Below are 26,225 nucleotides of genomic sequence, written 5' to 3' on the forward strand. Positions count from 1 at the left end.
AAAGGGCGCTTGATATCAAGCGCCCTTTTAACGTCTGGCCAGTTCGTCGTTGAAGTGGCCTTATTTGGCAATAAAGCCGCCCTTGGTCTGCGGGGCCGCGCCCACTTTCTCCAGGGTTTTCACTTCCACTTCGGTTTTGTTCCAGCTGTGGTCCACTTCACCACGGATGCGGATCTGATCATCCGGGCCCACTTCGGTGCCACGCCACACATCCTGATCCACTTCGACCTCCACCTCACCGCTGGCATCGCGGAACAGATAGTTCTCGCCGCCCAGGTGCTTGACCAGTTTCCCTTCCAGGGTGGCCCAGCTGTCATCGGCCAGATCTTTCAGTTGAGCAACGGAAACCTTGTTCTGCTCCTGCGGGCCGGTATAGGCCGCCATGGCAAAAGAGGAGACAGACATCAGGGTCAACAGTCCGATTACGCTTGCGCTTGCCTTGTTCATTTCATACTCCTGTCGTTGGTATGGGGGCATTGTGCCGGGGGGGGCGTGAAACAAGCGTGAAAGAAATAGGCTGGTGTGATTGTCTGTTTTGTGAGCGCAAGCGATTTCATCGGTGTCGGAACATGTGTGATTTCATCTGGAACTGTAATCTGTCGCCTTCACCAGAAGTCAGTGGCTACAGACTCTTCCCATGCCTGTCGCCACTCGAGGAGAAGTCCGCAGGTCTCACCTGCTTAATCGAAGAGCATAACAATATGAAAAAATGGCTTGTTTGTTTATTGGGGTTAATGGCATTGACCGCGCAAGCGGCAGAGGGACGCCAACCTTTTTCCCGGGTCGTGATGTTTGGTGACAGCCTCTCCGACACCGGCAAGATGTACAAGAAGATGCGGGGGTATCTCCCCTCCAGCCCACCTTACTTCAACGGGCGCTTCAGCAACGGCCCGGTGTGGCTGGAGCAGTTGGGTGATGAGCGTTTTCCCGGTCTGGTCGTGGCCAACGAGGCGGAAGGCGGTGCAACCGCGGTGGCCTATAACCATCTGGGGGCCCTGAACGGCTGGCTCGGTTTCTGGTCCTGGGACCCCAAATATCAGGTGATCAACAACCTCGATTACGAGATTGATCAGTTCCTGAAAAAGGACAAGTTCCGTCCCGATGATCTGGTGGTGATCTGGGTCGGTGCCAACGACTATCTGGCTTATGGCTGGAACACCGAGCGGGATGCGGATCGGGTGATCGATACCATCCGGCTGGCATCCAACCGGTTGGTGCTCAACGGCGCGCAGCAGATCCTGCTGTTCAACATCCCGGATCTGGGGCAGACCCCGTCAGCCCGCAGCATGAAGGTGGTGGAGAAGGTGCGCCATGTGGCCAGTTACCACAACCAGAAGTTGCAGAACCTCACTCGCGAGCTGGCTCCCCTTGGCATCGTGAAGCTGTTCGAAGTGGACAAGCAGTTTGATGAGATGATGCGCGATCCCCAGCTGTTCGGGCTGAGTGACACAGAACACGCCTGCTACGGTGGTGGCTATACATGGAAGCCGTTCTCCGGCAGCGCCGCCGAGGTGGCTGCGACCCCGGCTTTGAGTGTCTCCGAAAGAGTGGCTATTGCCGGTAACCCGATCCTGGCGCAGGCGGTGGTGAGCGGGCAAGCAAAAGGGCGAGCAGCGACTCTCAACTGCGATGAGCATATGTTCTGGGATCAGGTGCATCCGACCAGGACGGTGCACAAGGTACTGAGCCAGCGTGTTGCTGACTTTATCGATCAGCACTACGAGTTTGTTCGTCACTGATATCGCTTCGGGCCAGCATGTTGCTGGCCTTTTTCTCCTATCCGCCCTCGTTTATGCGTCTTTTTGCGTCACATTCAGTTCAAATAACAAACGTTTGTTGCTGTTTTTGTAACGTGGTTGCGTTAGAGTGTTTTTTGTTAATTGATATCAGTGACTTGAAAATAGGCTAACGTTGATATGCTGCGATCGCTTTTGGGTGGTTGCACCTATAAGACGAGGTGATATCAATCAACCTCCTCCTACATAAAGTTGCAGAGGCTCAAACATGAAAAAATCATTGATTACCTTGCTGGTTACCGGCTTGTTGGCGGCCAATGCCCAGGCTGCCGGTCAAGACAACACCTGGTATGGCGGTGCCAAACTGGGTTGGTCCAACTTCTACGGCATTGATGAAAGCAATGCCCTGACCCTTGGCAATGAGACCAACGATGCCTTGGGTGCAGGCGTGTTTGGCGGTTATCAGATCAACCAGAATCTGGGACTGGAGCTGGGTTACGACTATCTGGGCAATTACAAATACGATGCCACTACGGCGGCAGGCGCTTTCAGCGATGAAGTAAAAGCGCAGCTGGCTCAACTGACCCTGAAACTGGGCTTCCCGGTTACCGATAATCTGGATCTGTATGGTCGTGTCGGTGGCGGTTATGGCTGGGCTGATACCAAGAGCGATGTCTACAAAGATGACAGCCGCTTTGTCATGGTCGGTGCACTGGGTGCCGAGTATGCGTTCAATCTCGACTGGGCCGCTCGCCTGGAGTATCAGTACACCACCCCGTATGGCAGCCGCGATGATACCGGTCTGAGAATGGATAACGGCCTGCTCTCGCTGGCAGCGGTTTATCGCTTTGGTCAGGTTGCCCCTGTTGCGCCCGCCCCGGCCCCGGAACCTGCTCCTGCACCTGTGATGGTTGAGAAGCAGTTTACCCTGAGCTCCGATGTGCTGTTTGACTTCAACAAGGCGACCCTCAAGCCAGAGGCCAGTCAGGCATTGGATAGCCTCTATAGCCAGATTGAAGAAGCACGACCCAAGGATGGCGTAGCAACCGTAATTGGCCACACCGACCGTATCGGTTCCGATGCCTACAACCAGAAGCTCTCCGAACAGCGTGCCCAGACCGTTGCCAACTATCTGGTTGGTAAAGGGATCCCGGCCGCCAAGATCAATGTGGAAGGACGTGGTAAATCCTCACCGGTTACCGGCGACAGCTGCGTCAGCAAGTCCAAGCGTGAGCTGATCGTCTGCCTGGCTCCGGATCGCCGTGTTGATGTGAAAGTCGAAGGTGTCAGCGAGGTGCAGGAGTAATCCTTCACACTGAGCAGAGTTCCACTGGGGCTGGAATGAACAGCCCCTGTCGGAGCAAGAGAGACCAAAAAGCCAGTCAGTTGATCTGACTGGCTTTTTACATTGGCATTGCGGTCGGACAGGGGACTAAATCAGGAAGGGAGTGGCATCACCCGGTTGCGCCCCAGCTCCTTGGCCTTGTAGAGCAGCTTATCGGTACGTTCGACCAGACAGTCTGCGCTCTCCTGACCGTTGAACTCACCCACGCCAAACGAGGCTGTGATGTGGTCGATGCGGCGGCCCGATTTGCGATCCAGAATCGACATCCGCTCGATGGCGCGGCGCATGCTCTCCGCCATCTGTCTGGCCAGCGCCAGCGAGCGATGGGGGACCAGCATGGCGAACTCCTCCCCACCCAGCCGATAGGCGGTGACCCCCTCCTTGCAGGCATCGCGCAGCCGTTTGCTGAAGGCGCGCAGTACCTGATCGCCGAGCAGGTGCCCATATTCGTCGTTGAAGTTCTTGAAGCGATCGATATCGGCGAGGATCAGCGAGAAGGGGTGCTGGCTGCGGATCAACCCCTCCAGCTCCAGATCGAAGGCGCGGCGGTTGAGCAGGTTGGTGAGGGCATCCTCGTTGGCCAGTTTGCGTGTCTCGTTGAGCGCGGCCCGCAGCTCTTTGATCTCTTTCTCCGCATTGCTGAGCTGGTTGCGAAAGTGCATGGTGGACATGCGCACATCCCGCGATTCGCGCACCAGCTCTCGCAGGATCCCCATGGTGTCTTCCAGGCTGAAGCCCTCGTCATCAATGCGGCTGAGCTTGTCAAAACTCTTGTCGAGCATCTCCTGAAACATGCCGGTATCGGAGATGGCGTCCTGCATGGAGTGGCCGAGCTCGTTGGCCATGGCGGCGAGGCTCAGTTTCATCGCCTCCATCTGCTTTTCGTCCTGAGCGGCCAGATACTGGTGATAGAGTCGCTCGCAGGTGGTGAGCGAGCAGGTTCCCTGCATTTTGACTGCCTGATCAATCGCCTGGTTGAGCTCGGGCATGCTGGCCGAGACATAGTTGTACCACAGGTGGTAATTGTCCGGCGTCGTGGGGATCTGGTACTTGATCATCAAAGGGACCGCCTGTTTGAGATAGGCGGCGGATTGGGCAAATGTGTCCTTACTCATGAGTTCTGTGTCTCATCATGCCAGCGAACTGAAGATAGTATGACAGAGAGATTGGCCAAAAGGCAGCCGATGGATGCCATTCGCCCCCCCCTCCGATATAATGGCACCGTTACCACCTACCCTAAGGCCTGCTTATGTCTCAAAAAGATCCTTTCCTCGAACGCGAGGCCGAAAAATACGATAACCCCATCGCCAGTCGCGAGTTGATCCTGGAACTCATCAAGGGCCATGAAAAGCCCATGTCCCGTGAAGAGTTAGCCAAGGTCCTCAAGCTGAAAGATGAAGAGCCGTTGGAAGCCTTGCGTCGTCGTCTGCGCGCCATGGAGCGTGATGGACAACTGGTATTCACTCGCAACCAATGTTATGCCCTGCCGGATCGCCTGAATCTGGTCAAAGGTTATGTAATCGGCCACAAGGATGGCTTCGGTTTTCTGCGTCCGGAAGGTGGTGGTCCGGATCTGTATCTGAACAACCGAGAGATGCAACGCCTGATGCATGGCGATTACGTGCTGGTGCAGCCGACCGAGATTGACCGCAAGGGTCGTCAGGAAGCGCGTCTGGTGCGCCTGCTCAAGTCCCGTGAGGCAGACATTGTCGGCCGTTACTTCGTCGAGAATGGCGTAGGTTTCGTGGTGCCGGATGACAGCCGTATCGGCCAGGACATCATCATCCCGGAAGGGGAGAACAAAGGGGCTCGCCAGAGCCAGGTCGTGGTTGTGCGCATTAACCAGCGCGCCACCTCCCGCATCAATGCCGTCGGCACCGTACTGGAAGTGCTGGGCGAGAACATGGCGCCGGGCATGGAGATCGAAATTGCCCTGCGTACCCACGGTATCCCGCACACCTGGCCGGAAGAGGTGACCAAAGAGGTTGCCGGTCTTGGCGAGCAGGTGCCGGAGAAAGCCAAAGAGGGCCGCATCGACCTGCGCGCCCTGCCGCTGGTGACCATCGACGGGGAAGATGCCCGTGACTTCGATGACGCCGTCTTCTGTGAAGCCAAACGCGGTGGCGGCTGGCGCCTGTGGGTCGCGATTGCGGACGTCTCCGCCTACGTGAAGCCCGGCACGGCGCTGGATGCCGAAGCGTATCAGCGCGGCAACTCCGTCTACTTCCCCGAGTTCGTGGTGCCCATGCTGCCGGAGGTGCTCTCCAACGGCTTGTGTTCCCTGAACCCGCAAGTTGACCGTCTCTGCATGGTGTGCGAGATGACCATCTCCGCTGCTGGTCGCATGTCCGGCTACAAGTTCTACGAAGCGGTAATGAACTCTCACGCCCGTCTGACCTACACCAAGGTTGCCGCGATCCTCGATGGCGATCCCAAGCTGCGTCAGCAGTATGATCCGCTGGTGGGCCATATTGAGGAGCTCAACAACCTCTACAAGGCGCTCAAGCATGCCCGTCACCAGCGCGGTGCGGTGGAGTTCGAGAGCGAGGAGACCCGCTTCATCTTCAACGCCCAGCGCAAGATCGACCGCATCGTGCCGCTGGTGCGCAACGATGCCCACAAGATCATCGAAGAGTGCATGATCCAGGCGAACGTCGCCGCGGCCCGTTATATCGAGAAGAACGAAGCCGCCGCCCTGTTCCGGGTCCACGACCGTCCGGGCGAAGAGCGTCTGACCGGTTTCCGTGACTTCCTGGCCGAACTGGGTCTGGAGCTCAAGGGCGGTCTCGAGCCCGAGCCGAAAGACTTTGCCGAGCTGGCTGCCAAGTTTGAAGGGCGCCCGGATGCGGAGCTGCTCTCCACCATGCTGCTGCGCTCCATGCGTCAGGCCATCTATCAGGCTGACAACATCGGTCACTTCGGTCTGGCGTTGAAGTCCTACGCCCACTTCACCTCGCCAATCCGTCGCTACCCAGACCTGATCCTGCACCGGGCGATCAAGTATCAGACTGCCAAGGAGCAGCAGGGCAACCTGCGCCACAAGTGGACCCCGAGCGGTGGTTATCACTACCAGCTGGAAGAAGTGGACCCGATGGGCGAGCACTGCTCCATGACCGAGCGCCGTGCCGACGATGCCACTCGCGACGTGGCCGACTGGCTCAAGTGCGAGTACATGCTGGATCACGTGGGTGACGAGTTTGACGGCGTTATCGCCAGCGTCACCGGCTTTGGTTTCTTCGTGCGTCTGGCGGAGATCCACATCGATGGTCTGGTGCACGTCAGCACCCTCACCAACGACTACTACCAGTTTGATCCCCTGCACATGCAGCTGATTGGCGAGAACTTCCGCCGTCGCTACCGTCTGGGCGACAAGGTGCGGGTCAAGGTGATGGGCGTGAACCTGGATGATCGCAAGATCGACTTCGTGATGGTCGAAGAGCCGCTCAAGGCCACCGGCAAGAACGCCAAAGAGATGGCGCGCAAGCAGGCCGAGATCAAGAAAGAGAAGGCCAAGAGCGCCCAGCGCCACGAAAAACGTAAAGAGGGCAAGGGTCACGGCAAATCCGACAAGGGTGGCCGTGCCAAACCGAGCAACAGACGACCGAGCAAAAAGGCTCGCGATAAGGCCAAGAGCACTAAATGAGTACTGAACTGATCTACGGCATTCACGCTGTCACCGCGCTGCTGGAGCGCACCCCGGAGCGTTTCATCGAGGTATGGGCGCTGAAAGGGCGGGATGACGACCGGCTGCAACCCCTGCTGACCGAGCTGGAGTCCCTCGGCCTCAAGGTGCAGAGCGTGAACCGCAAGACCCTTGATGACAAAGCGGAAGGCAACAATCACCAGGGCATCATGGCCCGGGTGAAAGAGGCGCCGAAGCTCGCCGAGCACGATCTGGCCAGCCTGCTGGATGAGTTGGCGGCACAACAGAGCCAGCCCTTCCTGCTGGTGCTGGATGGCGTGACCGACCCGCACAATCTCGGCGCCTGCCTGCGCAGCGCCGATGCTGCCGGGGCTCATGCGGTCATCGTGCCGCGGGACAAGGCCACGGGTCTCACCCCAATCGTGCGCAAGGTCGCCTGTGGCGCCGCTGAAGTGGTGCCGCTTATTCAGGTCACCAACCTGGCCCGCACCCTGCGCGAGCTGCAGGAGCGTGGCGTCTGGATTGTCGGCACCGCTGGCGAGGCCGATCACGACCTCTATCAGGCCAAACTGACCGGCCCGATGGCGCTGGTGATGGGTGCCGAAGGTAAAGGTATGCGTCGCCTGACCCGCGAACATTGCGACGAGCTGGTGAGCATCCCGATGGCAGGGGCGGTATCCAGCCTCAACGTCTCGGTTGCGACCGGCGTCTGCCTGTTTGAAGCCGTGCGTCAGCGTCGCGGTTAATCATGCTGACTGACAGACCCCCCTTCGATTGGGCGCAGGTCGCAGATAAAGAGGAGGCCGCGCGCCTCCTCTCTTTTGCCCGCCCGCTGACCCTCAGTCCGAAAAGCTGCCTCTGGCACGCCGGTGACAGCCCGGAGCTGCTGGTCAGGGTGGAGCAGGGGCTGCTGCGGGCCAAGCTGGTGCTGGCGGATGGCCGCGAGTACATCAAGGAGTTCTATTGGGAGGGGGACGAGTTTCTCGACTTCCACCACCTGCTTAGTGGCGAGCCAGCCCGCTACAGCGTGGAGGCGCTGGAGTCTTGCCGTCTGCAGCTGTTCAGTCTGGCTGACCTGCGCCAGCTGCCCGGCTGGCCGCGCTGGTACCAGCACCTGTTAGAGGTGCAGTTGCGCATCAAGGAGGAGAAGGAGCAGTTGCTGCTGACCGGCAGCCCGCAGGCGCGTTATCAGCACTTTCTCGACAGCTTTCCCGCGCTTGATGCCAGAGTGCCAGACCACCAGATTGCCGCCTATCTCGGTATCACTCCCATTAGTCTGAGCCGCATTCGCAAACGGCTGAAAGAACTTAACAAAGGTTAATGCAGGGCGCAGGCGCCACGATTATGCTGGCAGGCCGAACTGATAAGGAGTTGCCGATGAACTGGATCCTGAAACCCTGGTCTGAACTGACCACTGACGAGTTGTATGAGTTGCTTGCGCTGCGGGCCGAGGTGTTCGTGGTGGAGCAGACCTGCCCCTTTCAGGATCTGGACGGGCTGGATCGCCGCGAGGGGGTCTGGCACCTGCTCGGCTATCAGGGCGATCTGCTGGCCGCCTATGCGCGGATCATGGCGCCCGGCATCGGCGATGAGAGCGGTGCCGCCATCGGTCGGGTGGTGACCTCACCCAAGGCGCGTGGCGGTGGTCTCGGTCACCAGCTGATCGGCGAGGCGGTCAAGGCGTGCGAGGCGCGCTGGCCGACCCACAGCATTTGGCTGGGGGCGCAGGCCCATCTGCAAGGCTTCTACAGCCAACACGGTTTTGTGGCGGAAGGGGAAGGCTATCTCGAAGATGATATCCCCCATATGGGGATGCGCAGAGTGGTGGCATAACCACTCGTCAGAGTGATTCAGAATGCAGAAGGGCCATCCCGCGGGATGGCCCTTCTCTTTATCGCCAGGCGATCACTTCTTCTTTTTCTTCTTGGCGGACTTCTTCTTGTCGACCGGCTTTTTCTTCTTCACCGGTACCCGCGCTTCCTTATGTTTCGGGCGCAGCTCGTCGATCACCCGGCGCTTGAGGCGCTCTTCGGTGTAGCGCTCGATCTTGGCGACCATAGCCATGTCGTGGGCTTCCACCAGGCTGATGGCACAGCCACGGTTGCCGGCGCGGCCGGTACGACCGATCCGGTGGACGTAAACATCGGCGCCGTAGGGCATGTCGTAGTTGATGACATGGCTGACGTTCGGCAGGTCGATGCCGCGGGCGGCGACGTCGGTAGCGATGAGGAAGGGCACTTCCCCTTCGTGGAACTTGCGGATCGACTCGATACGCTTGCTCTGCTCCATCTCGCCACGGATCCAGGCGCAGGAGATACCTGCAGCCTGCAGCTGGCCGGAGAGCTCCGCCAGACGCTCGCGAGTCTTGACGAAGATGATCGCCTTCTGGGTTTCCGGATCTTTCAGGATATGGGTCAGCAGCGCCAGCTTGTGGGCGGCGTCATCGGCCAGATGGATCCACTGGGTGATGGGGCGACGTTCGCTGCGGGGCGGCTCGGCGTGCAGCTCCACCGGATCCTTGAGGATCTCGTTGGCGAACTTCTCAAGGCCGGCCCCTTCCAGGGTGGCGGAGAAGAGCATGGTGTGCTTGCGGTAGCGCGCTTCGGCCACGATGCGGTTCACATCCTTGATAAAGCCCATGTCCAGCATGCGGTCCGCTTCATCCAGCACCAGCACTTCGATGTCGTGGCTCTCGAACTCCTCTTTCTCGATGTACTCGAGCAGACGGCCCGGGGTGGCGACCACGATGTCGGTGGTCTTGGTCAGAGCAGGCAGCTGCTCTTCATGGCTGACGCCGCCGATGATGGTTTCGATGCTGAGGTTGGTGTGGGCCGCCAGCGCCTTGGCGTGGGCGGTCACCTGCAGCGCCAGCTCGCGGGTCGGGGTCAGGATCAGCATGCGGCAGGGGCCCGGCTTGCGGCGCGGGAAGTCCAGCAGGTGCTGGAGTGCCGGCAGCAGGAAGGAGGCAGTCTTGCCGGTACCGGTTGGAGCGGATGCCAGAATATCGCGGCCGTCCAGGGCTGGCTCCAGCACCATCTGCTGGATGGTGGTGGGGCGGGTGAATCCCATCTCGGCCAAGGCCCGGTTGAGGGCTGGGTGCAGGTCGAAATCATCAAAGGACTGGCTCATGGCAATACTCGGTCATTAAGGAAACGGCAGATTATAGGCGATTATCTCGTCGGCTCCTATTGGTGAGTGTGTCTTAGCCGCTATAATCGCCCACCATTTTTGCAGATGACGGGGGCCAGATGGGACGTAGTCGCGGATTTACCTTCAAACAGTTCCATATCAATCACGATCGCTGCGCCATGAAGGTGGGCACCGATGGCATTTTGCTCGGTGCCTGGGCGCCGGTCGAACAGGCGCGTCGAGTGCTCGATATCGGCACCGGTAGCGGCCTGATTGCCCTGATGCTGGCCCAGCGCAGCAGATCTGACTGCCGTCTTGATGCGGTCGAGCTGGATATTAATGCGGCCAGTCAGGCGCGGGAGAATGCGGCTGCTTCTCCCTGGGCCGATCGGGTGACCGTCATAGAGAGTGCCATTCAGGATTATCAGGCCGCCCCTTACGATCTTGTCGTCTCCAACCCTCCCTATTTCGTGGCAGGCCAGTCATTTAGCGATCCGGCGCGGGCGTTGGCCCGCCATACCGGCGCCCTCGACAGCCACGCATTACTGGCGGCCTGCGATCGTTTGCTGAGCCCGAACGGGCAGGTAGCGCTGGTGCTGCCGACGGCGATGGCCGATGAAATTTTATGCATTTCGGCGAATTATGATCTGCATGGCATTTGTTATACAGCTGTTATCACCAGAGAGGGTAAAGAGGCAAATCGTGTTTTATTGCTACTTGGCAGAGGATTAAACAGGTGTGAGAGGGGTGAAATTGTGATCCATTCTGCTGACGGGGCCTATTCCGACAGATATATCCAACTGACCAACCCCTTCTATTTGAAGATGTAAATTTCGTCTTGAACTATTTTTTCACGCCATTATGCTGGTTCCAGATCGAGCGCCCGCTCCAGACCAGCTAAAACCACTGGTTGCGATGAAAAAACATGCGGGGCTCTTTTTTTATCCCCCCTGAACACACCCGGTCAGCGACCGATAAAAACTATAACAAGCAATAATTTACAAGACAGACGAGGTTGAACTTGACGAAATCACTCACATTGTCCGATGTACTCGGATTAGGGTTTATGACCTTCGCCTTCTACCTGGGCGCCGGTAACATCATTTTCCCGCCGTTGGCCGGTTACATGGCTGGTGAGCACCTCTCCCTGGCGATGTTTGGCTTCCTGGTCACTGCCGTGGGCCTGCCTCTGGTGACCATTCTGGCCGTGGCGAAAGCCGGTAACGGCTGGGCTGGCATGACCAAGCTGCTGCCTGCCGGTGTTGCGACTGCGCTGGCCGTTGCCATCTATATCATCATAGGCCCGGCCTTTGCCGCGCCCCGTACCGGTCTGGTTGCCTACGAGATGGGCCTCAAGCCGTTCATCGGTGACATGGGGCAAGCGGGTCTGGCGGCCTATACCGTGATCTTCTTTGGTGTGGCCATTCTGGTCTCCATGAACCAGGGCAAGCTGATGGACGCCATCGGCAAATACCTGACTCCGGTACTGATGCTGCTGCTGCTGACTCTGGCTATCGGGGTATTCGTAGCACCGCAAGGCTCCATGCCGGATGCGTCCGGTGACTATCAGAACAGCCCGTTTGTGAAAGGGATCCTGGAAGGCTACAACACTATGGACACCCTGGCGTCCCTGATGTTTGGCGCTCTGATCGTCGATCTGCTGCGCCAGAAAGGCATCAACGATTACAAGAGCCAGTTCAAGTATCTGGCCATTGCCGGCCTTATCTCTGCCGTTGGTCTGAGCGTGGTGTACGTCTCCCTGTTCCAGCTGGGTAACACTGCCGCCGGTGTAGCGACCGATGTCAGCAACGGTGGCGCCATCGTCAACGCTTACGTACTGAGCCTGTTTGGTCAGCCGGGTCAGTTCATTCTGGCGGCCATCATCACTCTGGCTTGCTTCACCACTGCCGTGGGCCTGATCTCTGCCTGTTCCGATTTCTTCCACAATCTGACCGGCATGGCTTACAAGAAGCTGGTGGTGTTGCTGGGCGTTATCTGTGCCGTGGTGGCCAACGTGGGTCTGAGCCAGTTGATCAGCCTCTCCATTCCGGTGCTGGTTGCCATCTATCCCGTTGCCGTGGCGCTGGTACTGGTCACCTTCCTGAAGGGTTATTTCGGCCGTCCCCGTCTGGTGTTCCGTGGCGTGTTGATGGTTGCCTTCCTGTTCGGGTGCCTGGATGGTCTGGGTGCTGCCGGTATGAAGATGGATGCGTTTGCCTTCCTGCCGCTGTTCGACAAGGGCCTCGCTTGGCTGATGCCGACCCTGCTGGCCTGCGTAGTTGGCGTGATGGTGCGTCCGACCGAGATGGCTGCCGAAGCGGCCTGATCACACCCGATGTGATATTGCCAAGAGCCTGCCCCGTGCAGGCTCTTTTGTTTTCTATGAGCCTCGCTTCTCACCTCGCTTTGCGGCCGTAATTGTCACCGTATGCAGATAGCATCTGAGCAGCCGTATCTTGCCGCTATAACCCGTTCCCCTCTTCTTGCCTCCCATACCTACGTGTGACACCTCTTTATGGAGCGCCGAGTTGTTCGGTGATTAATTCCGCAGCAGTAAATTGTTTCAAGATATTAATTGGTGATTGAGATCGAACTCCTCTTCTTTATGCTAAAGGTGGTACGCCTCATCCGGTCCGCGGGCCGTGTGGGGGCGAGAGGTATTGTTACCGGTTATCTGCCAGGCAGTGGGTGCAATCAATAACAAGCTGATAAGGCAGATGAGGTTGAGTTTGACGAAATCATTGAAGTTGTCCGACGTATTCGGATTGGGGTTTATGACGTTTGCCTTCTATCTGGGGGCTGGCAATATCATTTTTCCGCCGCTGGCCGGTTTTATGGCCGGTGAGCATCTGCAGGCCGCCATGTGCGGCTTTTTGCTAACGGCAGTGGGCTTGCCGCTGATCACCCTGATTGCGGTGGCCAAGGGGAGTTCGGGGGGCGGCGCGAGTGGCTGGACCGGAATGACCCGCTATCTGCCCGCCGGGGCGGCGACGGCACTGGCCATCGCCATCTATATCATCATGGGGCCTGCTTTTGCCATTCCCCGCACCGGTCTGGTCGCCTACGAGATGGGGCTCAAGCCCTGGCTCGGCGATGCCGGTCATGCGGGGCTGCTGATCTACACCCTGAGTTTCTTTGCGCTGGTGATCCTGGTGGCGCTCGATCGGGGCAAGCTGCTCGATGCTGTCGGCAAGTATCTGACCCCAGCCCTGATGGCGATGCTGCTTATTCTGGCGGTCGGGGTCTTTATGACGCCGCAGGGCACCATGCCTGATGCCAGCGGTGAGTACATAGATGCAGCCCTGACCAAAGGAATGCTGGAGGGGTACAACACCATGGACACCCTTGCCTCCCTGATGTTTGGCGCCCTGATCATCGGGTTGCTGCGCCAGAAGGGGATCGCGGATTATCGCAGCCAGTTCAAATATCTGACCATTGCAGGCTTGATCTCGGCGGTCGGGCTGTCGGCGGTGTATGTCTCGCTCTTTCAGCTGGGCAACAGCGCCGGTGGGGTCGCAAGCGATATCAGTAATGGCGGCGCCATCGTCAATGCCTACGTCCTGAGCCTGTTTGGCCAACCGGGTCAGTTTATTCTGGCTGCCATCATCACCCTGGCCTGTTTTACCAGTGCGGTCGGCCTGCTTTGTGCCGGTGCCGACTACTTCCATGGCCTGACAGGTTGGGCCTATCGCAACTGGGTGATCCTACTGGGGGCGCTCTGTGCACTGGTGGCCAATGTGGGGTTGAGCGAATTGATCGGCCTCTCCATCCCGGTGCTGGTGGCCATCTATCCGGTTGCCATCGCGCTGGTGCTGGTGACCTTCCTCAAGGGATGGTTTGCCCAGCCACGGCTGGTGTTTCGCGGTGTGCTGACGGTCGCCTTTCTGTTTGGTTGCCTCGATGGGCTGGGGGCTGCCGGGATGGCGATGGACGGCTTTGCCTTCCTGCCGCTGTTCGACAAGGGACTTGCCTGGCTGCTGCCGACTCTGTTGGCCTGCATCGTCGGCATCTTGATGCGACCAAGCGGTAAGCTGGCGGCCGAAGCGGCTTGATTCAGAAACAACGAGATAGCAAAGAGGCCAGCATCTGCTGGCCTCTTCTGTTTCTGCTGTAGCAGTTACAGGATCAGATTTGCGGGCCTTTTGGCTTGGGTTTTCCCTCCAGACCATACCAGTGGGTTTCTACCCGTCCGGCATGCCACTCGAAGGTGCCCCAAGGCTGCTTGGATTCCCAGCGCGGGAAGTTGATGAGCACCCGGTTATCTTCGTACTTGTAGAGGGAGGTGCTGATCTGAATGTCCGACAGGATCAACAGCAGGGCCCAGCAGATGAAAATCCATTTCAATGCTTTCCACATAGGGTTACTCGAAGCAGATTTCGATAGTGGCGCGACCGAAATCCGATTCGAACGGCATCATGATCTTGGTGCCATCGGCACGGTGGGTAATGGTGTGGTTGGGGCCGGAGACGATGATGGGGGTCGCCATGTCAAACTCGTAGCCCTTCTCGCCCAGCATCCGCTTTGCACCGCCGGTCACCATGTTGGTGATTTCACCGACCATGTCGGTCACCTCTTCGTTGATGTTGGCGGGCGCTTCCCCCAGCATGCGGCGCATGATCTCCAGCGCCAGCCCCTTCTCGAAGCTGATGGAGAGGGAGCCACGGGTCTGCGGGCCGACCATGCCGATCAGGCCGGAGACGTCGCCGCGCGCCAGCTCATCCATCTTGCGTTTCGGTTTGCCCGGTTTGAGTTCCAGCTGTGCCATGGTCGAGAGCACATTGAGCAGGGATAGCAGGAACGGATTTACAAAATCAGCCTTCATGATGACTTCCTACAGTGGGCGTACAACGGGCACATTGGCCATGTGCCTCTATCGTCTTATTGGTAATAGTAAAACCATGCAAGTGGGCCTGCTCGGAAAACGCGCTATCGATCGCCGTATCGTGAAGCTCGACCACATCCCCGCACTCGTCGCAGATCAACAACTGCATCGGGTGAGCGTGATCGAAGTGGCAGCAGAAGATAAACGCGTTGAGAGATTCCACCTTGTGAGCAAAGCCCTGTTCGAGCAAAAAATCGAGTGCACGATAGACGGTTGGCGGCTTGGCATTGGCTTCGGTTTGTTGCAGCTGGGCCAACAAATCATAGGCGCTGATGGCGTTGCCGTGTGCCGCCAGCAGGCGAAATACCTGACGTCGGGTCGGGGTGAAGCGGATCCCTCGCTGTATACAGAGTCGCTCGGCTCGTTGTAAAAGTTGGTCTTGATTCATGATCGCGCAGATACCCTTTCTATTAGCCGGATACTATCACAGGGCCTCGCATGGCGCGGCGACAAAATTCATTTTCTGGGGCTGCTTCACGTTGTGATAAAATCCTCCCCTTTCTTTAGCCAACCCGGATGATTTTTATGCAGGCGCAGCGTTTTTCCATCGCCCCCATGCTGGATTGGTGAGATTTTTTCTCTAGCCCTTATCAGGCGCGGCCTTCAATTTTCATGGGGCAGATATGGGGCAGGTGGCTGCTAAAACGGCTTTAATCAGGGGTTTTCTCACGCCTTTCAGCTCTTCTTGTCTACTCTGCGAATATGTCCCAACAACTTTGTTCGTTAGATACAAAACTCAACATCATCAATAGCTTATGTTGATGTCGGTGACCTTTTGATTATACTCACTCCAGACTTTAAGAGCGAATGATGAGGAGGGAGCATGAGTAACAGCATCGCCATACTGTTCTGCCTGTGTACGTTCCTTGTTCTGTTTGCTGTGCTGGCAGGGTACCTATACCACCTGAGCCAGACCACTGACAAAGACCAAAAATGAAAAAAGCCCGCGATTCGCGGGCTTGCCCTTCCAGAAGATTATCTTCGAGCCTCCATCTTCGTGATCGCAGTTAGCCTGCGCACTTCTTTCTCTCTCTGCTGATCTATATAGCTGGCCAGGTCAGTCAGGTGCACCAGATAATCGCTCTTTTGGCTGGTTCTGAACGTCGGGATGGGTAACATCCCGGCATTTGCCCGTTGTCTGGCGGTTTGATATGACAGACCAAAATAGTCACTACAAATGTCTTTAAGCGGCACGACAGGTTTCTCGTATTGCGCCAAGAGCATAAAAACGGTTTGCATGCTGTCACCTCACAACAGAGTCGGTGGAACTGGGAAAACCGGGAAATCCATTAATCCACCTCTAGCTCGGTCAGGCCTCTCTTGATACGTTCTGGCCAGATGGCAAAATAGCGGGCCGATTTTTTCTCCTGTACGACTTTGAGAGTCAATCTATCTAACTCATTGAATTGCAACCAATCTCTTTTTACTAATCGCAGCATCTGTGAGCGGTATTGAGGGCGTAAATTCAGCGCTTGTTTCAGCACGTCAGTTTTGACTAACCATTGCGACTCCCCTTGATACGTTCGACTGTAACCAACACTAGAGCTCAGTCGGCCCTCCAGGGGTCTTATATACGGCCCCCAGCCCTGTATGGCTGCTTTCAACATACAGAACAGCCGGTAATCCTCAGTGTCCAGACCATGACCGCGGTTTTTTAGCCATAGATTAAAACAGTGCTCAACAGCATTCGCAGAGTGGTGGTCGAGCCACGGCAGGAGATTGAACTGGTTAGCCATGACCAATGCGGCCTCAACTAGGGCAAACCGACGAATTACCCGCATCACCTGGGGGCTAATATGGTAGCCCAAGAGAGTCTCGGCATTCTCCTTCATGAGTGCACAGCGATACGAGTAGTGCTGCAAAACCTTGCGCGCGAGTTCAGCTTCATCGTAGCCAGCTAGTCGATTTATCCATGCCGGAAACAGGGATCCATAGTAACGCTTGCAGCGTCGCTGCAATTCATCTGCCAGCAAATCTGGCCCATTGTGACCATGGAGCGCATCAAACACGCCGTGTTGACCAACAGCGGGTATTTCAACCACCCGGCTCAGCTGTCCAGCCAGCGGTACTTTACCCAGTTGCGCCATATGCTCCTCCAGTGTCACCTCTCCGTTGGATAAGGCAATGGTTCGCCAAGGTTCGCCTATGGCCAGCTGGCCAGTTTCGTTGGCTCTCAGCTTGGGTCGACCGTTGCATATGGAGTAGACGGCAGTATCCACATCCTCGGCCCTTGCTTGAGATAATTCATCCAGAAAGAGAGGGACATCGTGGTGAAGTGCTGCGGCCGCAGCCAGACCATTCGCAGTACTCAACCATGTTCTCATGATCGATTCATCACCTAGCACTGACGTTGCGACCTTCAAGGCCGTAGATTTGCCTGACCCTGAATCACCATATATGTGGAAAATCGTGTTTTCGACACCTGAGTTGCTGAGCAGAGGTGCACTCAGAGCGGCTCCACAGCAAAAAATCAGCAGCGGATTACCAATGCAGACCTCGCCAATCTCTTCCTGCCACTGCTCCAGCGTGCCAGATGACCGCAGTTCCATATCCATCCCCTTGCGGAGCAGATACAACTTTGTGCGATCTCTGTGGGCGCTCCAGCCAGGAGTGACAAAACCTTCTTGATGCCACCCGGTTCGTTCAACACAGATCGCAGGTTCTGCACGTTGGATCTCATCGAGTAGATAACGCTGGATACGTGGCCAAGCGTGAGGATTTAGCTCCAATGGATAGCCTGAGTCGAGCAGCATTTCCCGAACCTGCCTGCTGTTATCACCCTGGAGATTCCGAATGAGGACAATATCTTGCAACTGAACACCGTCCAGGTTCTTCCACTCCAGTAAAATGCCGTAGCTGCGCCTCTGATCTGAAGAGCGGGTTCGAGCCAGCACGTTGATATAACCCCCGAGCTTGACCCAGCGTTCGGATTCCCTGCATTCCAGTGCATCCGGCAGTAATCGAAATTCCATAAGCACCTCCTGTCAAATGTTCTTCAGATACAGCTGAATATCAGATAGCCTGAATCTGATTGAACGTCCGGTGGGGCCTAGCCTGATGGGGGCTGGTATGTTTCCAGATTTCACTAGACGTCGTATTGTTGATGGCGAAAGAGCCGTCAGCTCGACCACTTCGGCGATTGTTATCAATTTTTCTTTCGGTGTTTCAGCCATACATCCTCCTGATTTTTCATGTGTTGGCAGGAGCATTCTGCATGTTGTTTTCAGAAAACATCGTCGCTGGAAGTGCCTTTTTTGGGCAAAGTTAAAAAATAATTTTCATTATAAAAACAGAGGCTTACGATACAATTTTGCTTGATGTAGGCTATTCCACCATTTCTTGGCTATTACCGTATTATTTTTTGATACGCTAATCTGACGGAAATTTCACATGTGAAATTTTTTACGTCATCTTGGCCCGTAACCCAGAGACCTTTACTTTTGACTGCCCTTAAAAATGGGGGGATTACCGTATCCCTGATGCCGTATCGATAGAGCTACGCCCAGCGATTGTTGATACACGTGAGCGCCTGGGAGACTGGGAAGCAGACTTGGTGCTGGGCAAGCAGGGTACCGGTGCCATCGTGACACTGGCGGAGCGAAAGACCCGGCTTTATCTGACGAAAAAGGTGTTCTCGAAAGAGGCTCGGGAGGTCAGCGAAGCCATCATCTCTCTGCTCAGTGACTACAAGGATGTGTGCCACACGATAACCTTCGATAACGGACTGGAGTTCAGTGAGCACAAGGAAGTCGCGAAGGCGTTGGACGCTGAAATGTACTTTGCCCACCCCTACTCTTCACATGAAAGGGGGTTAAATGAGAACGCAAACGGGCTTCTGCGACAGTATATCCCGAAGGGAGCTGACCTTAGAGAGGTGTCAGAAGAGGAGTTACTGAGCTACCAAGGGGCCCTGAACAGCAGGCCACGAAAGTGCTTGGGATACAGGCAGCCATCTGTGGTGTTTGCAGAGCTAAGAAAGGCGGCTTAGCGTTGCACTTCGGAGTTGAATCCGCCAATTAAATCTTTCACAGTGACCTCCATTAATATTTCATATCCATATTATCGCGATTTCATAAAATGCAACCTTAAGAAGGTTATGATTTAATCATTAATGAGTGACGGCATAGGGTAATGTTCATTAGTTGAGTCGGCAACATTCTCCCTCAGAGCTAAAAAGTTTCACATATGAAATTATCTGCGCCGTCATAGCTGCAGCCTAAAGAGAGAGCATATTTATTTAGTGCTACAGCATTTGAAAATGAACAAAAACCGCATGGAGGCGGCCAGTGGTGCGATGTTTTATCAGAATGGGTAGACAAAGAGCTCTGGTTTCCCTTGTTCAAGCAGGTAGGGAAATACGATTTTTTCGCTATTATTTATTTTGACTTGTTGAGGTGCTAGGTACAGGAAGGCCCACACTGGTAGCTTCTCACTGATCTTGCTGTATACGGCTTGTTCTGGTGCATGGCTAGCCTCTCCATTCGTAACATTAATAAAATTAAAATCCGTGTCATGGCCGGAAGTGAATGCATAAGCATCCCCTTGAGCTTCAGTAATAAAGGCTGGTGCCTTGTCTTGATTCGGCTCTGCGATTCGTACCTTAATAGAGCACATATCCGAGACCTTGCTTTTACCGTTGCTCCAAGTCGGGCAATCCCACTCGTTCCTGTAAAAATGATATGTCAGATTGCCATCTTTATCGTACAACAGGTCGAATTTTACACCCAGTTCGGTCAGAGATGACTCGATAGAAAGCTTCATATGTGAAATCAATTTGGTCTGAGCATCGGCTGACGATGCAGCCTCATTTACAGGCATCCAGGCTATCAAGCTATTCCGGGCGCCATGCTGCTTGGGGCCAAACGCCCAATTAGCCATGTTGACTACGCCACCTTGCCAGTTTGATAGGCCTCCCACACTGGGAGCGATATAGCCGGACATAACATAAGCTGCACCAAAGGTTTTGGTATCTGTCATGCGTTCCAACTGGTCACGTGGCACAGGGCGTTGTTGCCCAAATCAGCCAGCAAGTCATGACTTCCCCAGCCCCAAGGGACCGCTACACTCGGGGCTGTCTGACGGGCAGACCAAGGCTGTTCAGTTTGTTTATCGCGCTCACATACGCCATCACTTCTCCTACTTGGCCGTTATAATTCCGCAGACTGATTTTCCCCGCCAGCAACTGCTTGAACCGATACATTGCCGTCTCGGCCAGCGAGCGACGGTGATACCCCGATATCTTCTTCCAGTTCGCCAGCCCTTCCTTGCGCATTACCAGCACAGCCTCATTTCTTGGATGTCCCTTTTTCCATAACCCCGCGTTCTTGCGAGGCGGGATACAGGCTGTCGCCCCTTTGCACGAGATAAGCTGATGGCTGGCTTTGCTGTCATACGCGCCATCCGCATAAACACATCCCAGCTTGCGCCGCAGAGGGTTGAGTAAGGTGGGCAACACCTCGGCGTCATGGACATTTTCCAACGACACTTCCGCCGCCACGATATCGTGGGTCACCGGGTCTACCGCCAGATGCAACTTGCGCCAAACTCGCCGCTTCTCGGCGCCGTGCTTTCTGACCTTCCACTCGCCTTCGCCAAACACCTTCAGCCCGGTTGAATCGATAACCAGGTCGGTGATGCGCCCCTTTGGGGGCTGTCGATAAGCAACCGTCACCGAGCGTGCTCGCTTGCTGACACAGCTATAGTCCGGTGCGCATAACGGCACATTCATCAACTCGAACAGGGAATCGAGTAGTCCCTGAGTGGCCCGCAAAGTGAGGTTAAACATCCCCTTGAGCATCAGGAAGGTTGCGATGGTCTGGTCAGTGTAAAGCTGGCCGCGGCCCCGACGCCCATGATGGTCATGGTGAAACCAGTTGCTCATGGCCTCGGCATCAACCCAGAAAGTGAGTGAACCACGATTAATCAAAGACTTGTTGTATTGAGGCCAGTTGGTGATGGGATGAAGCGACGTGCCCATGATGCAGACTTGAAGGGGATGGTGATGATCAGATCACCGAGCCCTCAGAAAGTTCCATTCAAGCTGCATCGATTTGGGCAACAACGCCGTGGCACAGCAGTATCCTTAATGCCAGTAATCAAACCACCAGCCTCGGCGATGTTGTAGGCGCGACTGTGGTCTGCCTTGTACTGGTAGCGATTTGGTGTCATGGCACAACCAGAGGCCAACCCCAGCCCGGTTGCAACGATTATGGTGGTTAGTTTTTTCATCATTTACGTGTCTCGTGTGGAGCTGCATCTAGGGTGCCATGAATCCTATAAAAAGCAACGCCATGAATATATCTAATTGAAATTATTGAATATATGTACATAGTGAACATTTTTAATGTTGCTGGATAGAACGCCTAAGCTGGGTTGCAACATTAATGACCAGCCTAGGGTGTTGTAGCTGCCCACAGTGAGCTACATAGGAGCTTTGATTTGAATGTTCTACTGGTTTTTTCGATCCGCATCTTTCACCTGTGAAATTTTAAGCTTCTCTCTGTAGAGATATGCAGCAGCTACCGCAACGCCTAGAAGGAAAAGGAATAGAGTGACCAAAATTACGATGCTGTTCATAAAACGCCCTCCCAATGGTATGGAAAACTATGCATCACTCGGTCAGGTTGATCAATAAGTTATTGATTTTTATGTGACTTTGTCTTTTCAGAACAAAGTTCAATTGCAGGGTTTTACAAAAACGCGCTCGTCCTCCTAACTCAGTGTTAGGGGCCGCCAGTTGACTAGCTTTATATTATTTTTCATATAGATAGCCCCAGGGTGCATTCCGAGACCATCGTAGCCGATAGCTCATTAATCCCTCCCTGAGGCTGTACGGGAACTACCTTCAGGAACAGCGGCCGTTTTTGTAATTCGTTTGCGCTGAGAGCCGAGTCATGACAGAACGCCCATCTCATCGAGGTGCTGGATCAGTGTGCCTAGTAGACGTTGGCTGCTGCGAGAAAGCCGACGCAACTGCATCAACTGATCATTGAGTTGGCGTATCAGGGCAAAGCCTTCCTCTGTGGCCAAAATGACTGGTTTTTCCCAGTCATGTGCAGGTGTAAATGTCGCTTTGTAATACGAAAACTGACCATTGCGCGGCAGGTAATGGCTAAGAACCTTGTGTTTCCCCGATCCTTTTGGCTGTTCAATGAATTGGTTGTAGTACCAGTGGCATTCCAGCTTGAATTGACGAACTCGTGCCCTGCAACCGAAATGGCCCGGATAACCAGGTGTCTGCTTGGTTCTGTGTGCGCGATTGTGTTGCCAAAAATGGTCGCAGAGTCGATTTGCTAAAAACTCGTAGCGCCTCTGCTCAATCTCCGCCATGTCGTGGATGGCGATGAGGTACTCCCCGCACTGCTGTAGTGCCATACGGGTGGCGTTATCCCGATCAGCTTGAGTCGCCTGTCTGCGGCTGATTGTTCGCCATGCCTCTACCATGCGAGAAATGTTCTGTTGTGTCATGCTTCCTCCTCTTTCTTGGTGATGACACACAGATGCTAAACAAGAGGCTGCAAAAACCTACGCTCTGGATCTGCCCTTTTTGGACACCTTGAGCGATATTTCAGGTCCCAAGGTAATTATTGGCAACCCAAAAGACCTCTCCAATTCCCTTCCAATAGCTTATCTGATGTGGGACCCATCAATAATGAGCAATCGAGGTCTGCTACTTGGTGTAGAGACCTTGAATCGCTCATTCCATAAACCATGTGGGACCTGTCTGTAATCTGGTGGTTCCACATTAGCGGACAGCTCAGGCTAACCATCCAACAGTGTGACATGGAGGTGAGGCCTGTTCGATACGCATGAAAAATCCGAAACCAATTGGTTCCGGATTTTTACACATCAGACACAGCGGCCAATGACGACTTCACTAATCAGCATCAGCCTCTAAATGCTGATTTTTTCTGGCCATCCATTCACAAAAACTGTTCCATCTGAGTTGATACGAACTTCAATTAAGCGTTCAACTGCATCTCTTTTCTCGATCTGTGCATCATAACGCTCCGTCAAATAATGGAATTGCTGATTTGTGGAGCCAACCCAACGGCGACTGATCTCCGGCAAACTCGCCTCATACGGACCATCTACCAACACATCCGTGTAGCGAAGCAGTTGATCAACCCCAGGTAACTGCATAGCATCAAGCTCAGTTTTCGTATATCCACTAAATACCATCACTGACAGCCCCAGCGACTGTGCTCCTTGCGCAACAACAGCCAATCCTTGTGCTTGCAACATGGGCTCGCCACCGAGAAAAGTCACCCCTTCCAGATCATGCACATGATGCGCATTTGCCAGCCAATCGAGAACCGATGAAGTCGAAACAAGTTCACGCTCAACCAGTTGCAGATACCCTGGGTTGCAGCAGCCACGGCAACGCTTGTTGCAGCCTTGCACCCACAATGCAGCTCTTCGCCCCGGCCCTTCGGCTTCGGTGCAAGGTAGACGAGATGCCACGTTCAGCCAATGCATGAATTCACTCCAGCACGAATAACAGTTTGCCACCTGCAATATGAACTTCAATTACCTTGCCTCGGATCTGATCAGAGGCCGCCATTCGTGCAAATAGAAAATCGGCCAATGGGTCAATCAGTTTATTGGTCAGTGCGTTGGGGACGCCGCGTCCTCCCGTCCCGCGATCCACATCTCTAACCAGCAAGTTCAGTATCTCGGCCTCCTTAACCAGCCTCAAATCCGAAACACCCCATTTATCCTTCAGCCCTTTGCGCAATGGCTCTAACTTGGCGCGGGCGATATCAATCAAGAAGCCATCATCACGCATGAAGTTGAATGGAATGATATTGGCTTCGCCAATACGCCCTAGCAATTCAGGGCGCTTTAATCCGTGGATGAAATGCTGTCGCACCTTTTGGATGAACTCATTTCGCACATCCTGGCTTTCATGGCTCACTTCGGCTGCGCCAATATTCGATGTGAATACGATGACGGTATCCGAAAACAACACCGTTTCGCCTTTGCCATCCGTCAAACGCCCGTCTTCTAGAATTTGCAAAAACTTATCGAGAATGCGCGGGTGCGCTTTCTCAATCTCATCAAACAGCAGCAGGGAAAATGGTTTTTGCTTGACCGCATTGGTCAACTGCCCGCCAGCTTCGTAGCCCACATAGCCTGGCGGGGCGCCTACCAACCGCTGGTCAGCATGCTCGTGATTAAACTCGGACATGTCAAAGCGAAGGCAGGCTTCTTCGTCGCCGAAGAGAAATTCGGCAATGGACTTCGCCAGTTCAGTTTTGCCGACCCCTGTAGGTCCAACAAAAAACAGAACGCCCTTGGGAGTTCTTTGCCTGTACGAGTGTTGAAGTCCCGAAAGCCCTGTGAAAGCCCGTACAAGAATGCGACGGACTGACTCAATGGCTTCACCTTGACCTTTGACCCGCCGCCCCAGGGTTTCGACAATCGTCTGAAGTTTTTGGTGATCCAGTTGCTCCCAGGGACTGTGCCTGCGGCCATGGCGATATAGGTTGAGCAGAGACAAGGCACTTGAGACTTCAGTCTCCTGCCGTGAAAGTCGTGCGAGATTATAAATATCGCGGATACTCAGGCCTTCCAAACCATCCACGAAGTCAGCCAACTCTCGTCCGCCTTGCTGTAATGTGGGCTGCAGTCGAAACACTTCTTTTAAACCCAATACGGCAGACTCGCGAATCTGCCTTGCCGGCAAAGGAATTGCGATCTCCCTGAACAAGGGGTTATTCAGGTAGATTGATGGCGGCAGCACATTCAAGCCCCCGCACAGCAACACCAGTAGTGATTGAGGTTGGCTAATGTTTTCAGCATTGAGAACCACAGCTGCATCACGAGTCGCCTGTCCCAGACGCAGCAGCCATCCGCGCTCGTTCTCACTCAACGAATTGACGCTGCCAAATAAATATTGAGTCCAGTCCAGCACGAAAGCGACAGGTTTTTCGACGCGCGGTTGCCGGAGCCATTGCGCAGCGACAGCAAGTAAGTCATCAGCGCTGGCTGTGATGCCGTTGGATGCTGGGCTCGCCACCGGTGTAGGCGGCAAATCACCCATGTCATAGGAATTCCCCTGAGATGTACCTTCTCTTGCGGCGGGCGGTGTAACTGAGCTTTGCAATTCCCCCCAAGTCCTCGCATCAACACCACTGACCCCATTGACGCGGTTCCAGAAAACTACATGCTGATACCCACGCTGACGCAGCAGGCTCATCAACGAGGTAGGCAACTGTGTCCATTGCCCTAGCGCTTCGGGATCGGATGTCAAATCACCCGTATTACCGTGCAATATCAATCCGCGCCGTATGCCGCATTCGCGGCGAAAGTCTTCCTGCCACGGCAATAAAGCTGAATTCATTTGCTTCTCTCCTGTGTCGCATCTGGGTAAGGGCGAGCATCCTGATCCTGATCATCGGGATTGACCCAAATCACGCGCTTGTCGCTCAGACTAATCCCGTAAGCATCTTGCAGCGTTGCCATGACGGGGACGACATCTTTCTCGCACGTTTTGCCTTTGTATTGATGAAATTCGTAGCTGAGATGTCCGCTCAGGTTAACGCGAAAATCTGCTTGCGCACCAGCAGGGCGACGGGCGCGAATCAGCACTTGGTCTCCCTTTTCCGATACAAGATGCTCTGGCCTATCTACAACAAAACCAGCTTGTTGTAGTGAATAATACACCGCCCGCACCACTTCACGGCGCTGGCTTTCATCTACGGCAGCTTCATCTTGTTCTTGCACCAGTTGGTTCAAAGCTTCAGCCTGCTGTGCTGGAGCCAGTCCTATTGCATGGGCCAATGCCTCGCGCAGCTTGGCGGCGCGTTCACCACCGTCCTTATTGGCTTCCTGTTCCAATTGCTCTCTTTGCAGCGTCAGTACGTCGGCCACTGCCTCGCGCTGTACACGATTTTTCAACTCTTGCAATTGGTGCTCAGCGTCCGCTTCATATCGCTGCCGAACTTCGCGCAAGGTAGTTGAAATTTGCGCCGATGTCATGTTGTTGGCAGCATTGCCAAGTAGTCGCTCCCGTAGTTGCTGCAGCTCGGTAAACGCGGCGTTGAGTGCGACAGGTGTGCTCCAGCCACTCAAACCCTCACGCCATGTAGCTTCAAGTTCTGCCCTCAGCTGTAGCTGTCGTTCGACCTCGGCTTGCTGTGCTTTGCGGAATGCCTCAGCAGTGGCTAGCTCTGCCTCCTGGCGGAATCGGTGCTGCTCACGCGCAAAGCGTGGTAATCCGTGGATCCGAGCTCCCAGAGAGCGGCTCATATCTCTGGCAGCAAACGGGTCAGACTCCAGCAGAGCATCCATGCGCCGAAGCTCAGCGCTGAGCTCATGAAACTCCGCAGGAATTACATTGTCCAGCCCTTGGCTCGCGACATCATTCAATACGCTGCGATAACGCTCAAGGAAAGGACGCGTTGTCTCTCGCACACGCTGTCTATCAAGCTCTTGTTTGCGTTGCCGTTGAATTTGATAGCGATATTCGTCTGCTCGACTCATAGT

The 26,225-nt window shown here is 55.0% G+C and carries 25 protein-coding genes and 1 pseudogene; 10 read left to right on the plus strand and 16 right to left on the minus strand.

Annotated features, from left to right (window positions below; genetic code table 11):
* Positions 1-60 precede the first annotated feature (60 nt).
* Positions 61-447 carry a YgiW/YdeI family stress tolerance OB fold protein gene (locus ACTG20_RS04810; protein WP_005335826.1) on the minus strand — a complete coding sequence of 129 codons (387 nt, stop codon included), beginning with the start codon at positions 445-447 and terminating at the stop codon, positions 61-63.
* 254 nt (positions 448-701) lie between these two features.
* Between ACTG20_RS04810 and ACTG20_RS04815 the strand changes: the two genes are divergently transcribed.
* Positions 702-1,739 carry an SGNH/GDSL hydrolase family protein gene (locus ACTG20_RS04815; RefSeq protein WP_005363031.1) on the plus strand — a complete coding sequence of 346 codons (1,038 nt, stop codon included), beginning with the start codon at positions 702-704 and terminating at the stop codon, positions 1,737-1,739.
* A 265-nt stretch (positions 1,740-2,004) separates the two neighbouring features.
* Positions 2,005-3,042, plus strand: coding sequence for a porin OmpA (gene ompA, locus ACTG20_RS04820; RefSeq protein WP_005363030.1), 1,038 nt, complete (start codon positions 2,005-2,007; stop codon positions 3,040-3,042).
* 131 nt (positions 3,043-3,173) lie between these two features.
* Here ompA and ACTG20_RS04825 read toward each other — a convergent pair whose 3' ends face one another.
* On the minus strand, positions 3,174-4,196 hold the full coding sequence (locus ACTG20_RS04825; RefSeq protein ID WP_019445736.1) for a GGDEF domain-containing protein: 1,023 nt from the start codon (positions 4,194-4,196) through the stop codon (positions 3,174-3,176).
* Positions 4,197-4,330: 134 nt separating this feature from the next.
* Here ACTG20_RS04825 and rnr point away from each other — a divergent pair, with 134 nt between their 5' ends.
* Genes rnr through ACTG20_RS04845 form a run of 4 tightly spaced genes read left to right on the plus strand, consistent with a single transcriptional unit; the run spans position 4,331 to position 8,557 of the window.
* A complete protein-coding gene (gene rnr, locus ACTG20_RS04830; protein WP_194495006.1) occupies positions 4,331-6,724 on the plus strand; it encodes a ribonuclease R in 2,394 nt (797 codons plus the stop codon).
* On the plus strand, positions 6,721-7,470 hold the full coding sequence (rlmB, locus tag ACTG20_RS04835; protein WP_005354834.1) for a 23S rRNA (guanosine(2251)-2'-O)-methyltransferase RlmB: 750 nt from the start codon (positions 6,721-6,723) through the stop codon (positions 7,468-7,470). Before rnr ends, rlmB begins: the two co-directional genes overlap by 4 nt.
* A gap of 2 nt (positions 7,471-7,472) precedes the next feature.
* Positions 7,473-8,045, plus strand: coding sequence for a Crp/Fnr family transcriptional regulator (locus ACTG20_RS04840; RefSeq protein WP_194495004.1), 573 nt, complete (start codon positions 7,473-7,475; stop codon positions 8,043-8,045).
* 56 nt (positions 8,046-8,101) lie between these two features.
* Positions 8,102-8,557, plus strand: a complete 456-nt coding sequence (locus ACTG20_RS04845) for a GNAT family N-acetyltransferase (RefSeq protein ID WP_194495003.1) — start codon at positions 8,102-8,104, stop codon at positions 8,555-8,557.
* 72 nt (positions 8,558-8,629) lie between these two features.
* Here ACTG20_RS04845 and srmB read toward each other — a convergent pair whose 3' ends face one another.
* Positions 8,630-9,853 carry an ATP-dependent RNA helicase SrmB gene (gene srmB, locus ACTG20_RS04850; protein ID WP_005343175.1) on the minus strand — a complete coding sequence of 408 codons (1,224 nt, stop codon included), beginning with the start codon at positions 9,851-9,853 and terminating at the stop codon, positions 8,630-8,632.
* 119 nt (positions 9,854-9,972) lie between these two features.
* On the opposite strand from srmB, the gene ACTG20_RS04855 reads away from it, so the two are divergent.
* The 3 genes from ACTG20_RS04855 to brnQ (ACTG20_RS04865) all read left to right on the plus strand — a co-directional run bounded on the left by ACTG20_RS04855 (position 9,973) and on the right by brnQ (ACTG20_RS04865) (position 13,905).
* The gene (locus ACTG20_RS04855) at positions 9,973-10,683 is read left to right on the plus strand and encodes a tRNA1(Val) (adenine(37)-N6)-methyltransferase (protein ID WP_139408756.1); all 711 of its coding nucleotides are present in this window, start codon (positions 9,973-9,975) and stop codon (positions 10,681-10,683) included.
* A 191-nt stretch (positions 10,684-10,874) separates the two neighbouring features.
* Complete coding sequence (gene brnQ / locus ACTG20_RS04860; protein ID WP_005335813.1) at positions 10,875-12,179, plus strand: branched-chain amino acid transport system II carrier protein; 1,305 nt, start codon at positions 10,875-10,877, stop codon at positions 12,177-12,179.
* Between the two features lie 448 nt (positions 12,180-12,627).
* Positions 12,628-13,905, plus strand: a complete 1,278-nt coding sequence (brnQ, locus tag ACTG20_RS04865) for a branched-chain amino acid transport system II carrier protein (protein ID WP_234915289.1) — start codon at positions 12,628-12,630, stop codon at positions 13,903-13,905.
* A gap of 73 nt (positions 13,906-13,978) precedes the next feature.
* Here the strand turns inward: brnQ (ACTG20_RS04865) and ACTG20_RS04870 are convergent, their stop codons facing one another.
* The 6 genes from ACTG20_RS04870 to ACTG20_RS04895 form a co-directional block, all read right to left on the minus strand.
* Entirely contained in the window at positions 13,979-14,209 is a 231-nt protein-coding gene (locus ACTG20_RS04870) for a hypothetical protein (protein WP_194494999.1), read from the minus strand.
* Positions 14,210-14,213: 4 nt separating this feature from the next.
* Entirely contained in the window at positions 14,214-14,675 is a 462-nt protein-coding gene (locus tag ACTG20_RS04875; protein ID WP_005335807.1) for a chemotaxis protein CheX, read from the minus strand.
* Entirely contained in the window at positions 14,665-15,123 is a 459-nt protein-coding gene (gene zur, locus ACTG20_RS04880; protein WP_005335805.1) for a zinc uptake transcriptional repressor Zur, read from the minus strand. The genes ACTG20_RS04875 and zur overlap by 11 nt, the downstream gene beginning before the upstream one ends.
* Before the next feature lie 587 nt (positions 15,124-15,710).
* Positions 15,711-15,974, minus strand: a complete 264-nt coding sequence (locus tag ACTG20_RS04885; RefSeq protein ID WP_045523228.1) for a pyocin activator PrtN family protein — start codon at positions 15,972-15,974, stop codon at positions 15,711-15,713.
* 50 nt (positions 15,975-16,024) lie between these two features.
* Positions 16,025-17,707, minus strand: a complete 1,683-nt coding sequence (locus ACTG20_RS04890; protein WP_194494997.1) for a DUF927 domain-containing protein — start codon at positions 17,705-17,707, stop codon at positions 16,025-16,027.
* A 12-nt stretch (positions 17,708-17,719) separates the two neighbouring features.
* Positions 17,720-17,908, minus strand: a complete 189-nt coding sequence (locus ACTG20_RS04895) for a helix-turn-helix transcriptional regulator (protein WP_194494995.1) — start codon at positions 17,906-17,908, stop codon at positions 17,720-17,722.
* Between the two features lie 299 nt (positions 17,909-18,207).
* Between ACTG20_RS04895 and ACTG20_RS04900 the strand changes: the two are divergent.
* Positions 18,208-18,723, plus strand: a pseudogene (locus ACTG20_RS04900) (IS30 family transposase); the annotation flags it as partial.
* Between the two features lie 314 nt (positions 18,724-19,037).
* On the opposite strand, the gene ACTG20_RS04905 reads toward ACTG20_RS04900, so the two are convergent.
* From ACTG20_RS04905 to ACTG20_RS04935, 7 genes are all read right to left on the minus strand, one after another.
* Positions 19,038-19,712 carry a hypothetical protein gene (locus ACTG20_RS04905; RefSeq protein ID WP_194494993.1) on the minus strand — a complete coding sequence of 225 codons (675 nt, stop codon included), beginning with the start codon at positions 19,710-19,712 and terminating at the stop codon, positions 19,038-19,040.
* Between the two features lie 82 nt (positions 19,713-19,794).
* On the minus strand, positions 19,795-20,712 hold the full coding sequence (locus tag ACTG20_RS04910; protein ID WP_194494992.1) for an IS5 family transposase: 918 nt from the start codon (positions 20,710-20,712) through the stop codon (positions 19,795-19,797).
* 44 nt (positions 20,713-20,756) lie between these two features.
* Positions 20,757-20,966, minus strand: a complete 210-nt coding sequence (locus ACTG20_RS04915) for a hypothetical protein (protein ID WP_439987493.1) — start codon at positions 20,964-20,966, stop codon at positions 20,757-20,759.
* Between the two features lie 660 nt (positions 20,967-21,626).
* Complete coding sequence (gene mobI, locus ACTG20_RS04920) at positions 21,627-22,202, minus strand: conjugative transfer protein MobI(A/C) (RefSeq protein ID WP_194494990.1); 576 nt, start codon at positions 22,200-22,202, stop codon at positions 21,627-21,629.
* Positions 22,203-22,628: 426 nt separating this feature from the next.
* Positions 22,629-23,213 (minus strand): 4Fe-4S single cluster domain-containing protein, encoded by a 585-nt coding sequence (locus ACTG20_RS04925; RefSeq protein WP_194494988.1) that lies wholly within the window; start codon positions 23,211-23,213, stop codon positions 22,629-22,631.
* A gap of 4 nt (positions 23,214-23,217) precedes the next feature.
* A complete protein-coding gene (locus ACTG20_RS04930; RefSeq protein ID WP_194494987.1) occupies positions 23,218-25,080 on the minus strand; it encodes an AAA family ATPase in 1,863 nt (620 codons plus the stop codon).
* A complete protein-coding gene (locus ACTG20_RS04935; RefSeq protein WP_194494985.1) occupies positions 25,077-26,222 on the minus strand; it encodes a hypothetical protein in 1,146 nt (381 codons plus the stop codon). The genes ACTG20_RS04930 and ACTG20_RS04935 overlap by 4 nt, the downstream gene beginning before the upstream one ends.
* Positions 26,223-26,225: the final 3 nt, after the last annotated feature.

The organism is Aeromonas sp. 84A (assembly GCF_051919345.1).
Classification (GTDB): domain Bacteria; phylum Pseudomonadota; class Gammaproteobacteria; order Enterobacterales; family Aeromonadaceae; genus Aeromonas; species Aeromonas veronii.

What these genes read in the sequence shown, in the direction of transcription:
- zur (WP_005335805.1), bottom strand. Translation starts at nt 15,123, where the DNA reads ATGAATCAAGACCAACTTTTACAACGAGCCGAGCGACTCTGTATACAG.
- ACTG20_RS04810 (WP_005335826.1), bottom strand. Translation starts at nt 447, where the DNA reads ATGAACAAGGCAAGCGCAAGCGTAATCGGACTGTTGACCCTGATGTCT.
- mobI (WP_194494990.1), bottom strand. Translation starts at nt 22,202, where the DNA reads ATGACACAACAGAACATTTCTCGCATGGTAGAGGCATGGCGAACAATC.
- brnQ (WP_234915289.1), top strand. Translation starts at nt 12,628, where the DNA reads ATGACGTTTGCCTTCTATCTGGGGGCTGGCAATATCATTTTTCCGCCG.
- ACTG20_RS04935 (WP_194494985.1), bottom strand. Translation starts at nt 26,222, where the DNA reads ATGAGTCGAGCAGACGAATATCGCTATCAAATTCAACGGCAACGCAAA.
- rlmB (WP_005354834.1), top strand. Translation starts at nt 6,721, where the DNA reads ATGAGTACTGAACTGATCTACGGCATTCACGCTGTCACCGCGCTGCTG.
- ACTG20_RS04840 (WP_194495004.1), top strand. Translation starts at nt 7,473, where the DNA reads ATGCTGACTGACAGACCCCCCTTCGATTGGGCGCAGGTCGCAGATAAA.
- ACTG20_RS04875 (WP_005335807.1), bottom strand. Translation starts at nt 14,675, where the DNA reads ATGAAGGCTGATTTTGTAAATCCGTTCCTGCTATCCCTGCTCAATGTG.
- ACTG20_RS04815 (WP_005363031.1), top strand. Translation starts at nt 702, where the DNA reads ATGAAAAAATGGCTTGTTTGTTTATTGGGGTTAATGGCATTGACCGCG.
- rnr (WP_194495006.1), top strand. Translation starts at nt 4,331, where the DNA reads ATGTCTCAAAAAGATCCTTTCCTCGAACGCGAGGCCGAAAAATACGAT.
- srmB (WP_005343175.1), bottom strand. Translation starts at nt 9,853, where the DNA reads ATGAGCCAGTCCTTTGATGATTTCGACCTGCACCCAGCCCTCAACCGG.
- ACTG20_RS04870 (WP_194494999.1), bottom strand. Translation starts at nt 14,209, where the DNA reads ATGTGGAAAGCATTGAAATGGATTTTCATCTGCTGGGCCCTGCTGTTG.
- ACTG20_RS04885 (WP_045523228.1), bottom strand. Translation starts at nt 15,974, where the DNA reads ATGCAAACCGTTTTTATGCTCTTGGCGCAATACGAGAAACCTGTCGTG.
- ACTG20_RS04855 (WP_139408756.1), top strand. Translation starts at nt 9,973, where the DNA reads ATGGGACGTAGTCGCGGATTTACCTTCAAACAGTTCCATATCAATCAC.
- ACTG20_RS04845 (WP_194495003.1), top strand. Translation starts at nt 8,102, where the DNA reads ATGAACTGGATCCTGAAACCCTGGTCTGAACTGACCACTGACGAGTTG.
- ACTG20_RS04925 (WP_194494988.1), bottom strand. Translation starts at nt 23,213, where the DNA reads ATGCATTGGCTGAACGTGGCATCTCGTCTACCTTGCACCGAAGCCGAA.
- ACTG20_RS04910 (WP_194494992.1), bottom strand. Translation starts at nt 20,712, where the DNA reads ATGGGCACGTCGCTTCATCCCATCACCAACTGGCCTCAATACAACAAG.
- ACTG20_RS04825 (WP_019445736.1), bottom strand. Translation starts at nt 4,196, where the DNA reads ATGAGTAAGGACACATTTGCCCAATCCGCCGCCTATCTCAAACAGGCG.
- ompA (WP_005363030.1), top strand. Translation starts at nt 2,005, where the DNA reads ATGAAAAAATCATTGATTACCTTGCTGGTTACCGGCTTGTTGGCGGCC.
- ACTG20_RS04895 (WP_194494995.1), bottom strand. Translation starts at nt 17,908, where the DNA reads ATGGCTGAAACACCGAAAGAAAAATTGATAACAATCGCCGAAGTGGTC.
- ACTG20_RS04915 (WP_439987493.1), bottom strand. Translation starts at nt 20,966, where the DNA reads ATGATGAAAAAACTAACCACCATAATCGTTGCAACCGGGCTGGGGTTG.
- ACTG20_RS04905 (WP_194494993.1), bottom strand. Translation starts at nt 19,712, where the DNA reads ATGACAGATACCAAAACCTTTGGTGCAGCTTATGTTATGTCCGGCTAT.
- ACTG20_RS04890 (WP_194494997.1), bottom strand. Translation starts at nt 17,707, where the DNA reads ATGGAATTTCGATTACTGCCGGATGCACTGGAATGCAGGGAATCCGAA.
- ACTG20_RS04930 (WP_194494987.1), bottom strand. Translation starts at nt 25,080, where the DNA reads ATGAATTCAGCTTTATTGCCGTGGCAGGAAGACTTTCGCCGCGAATGC.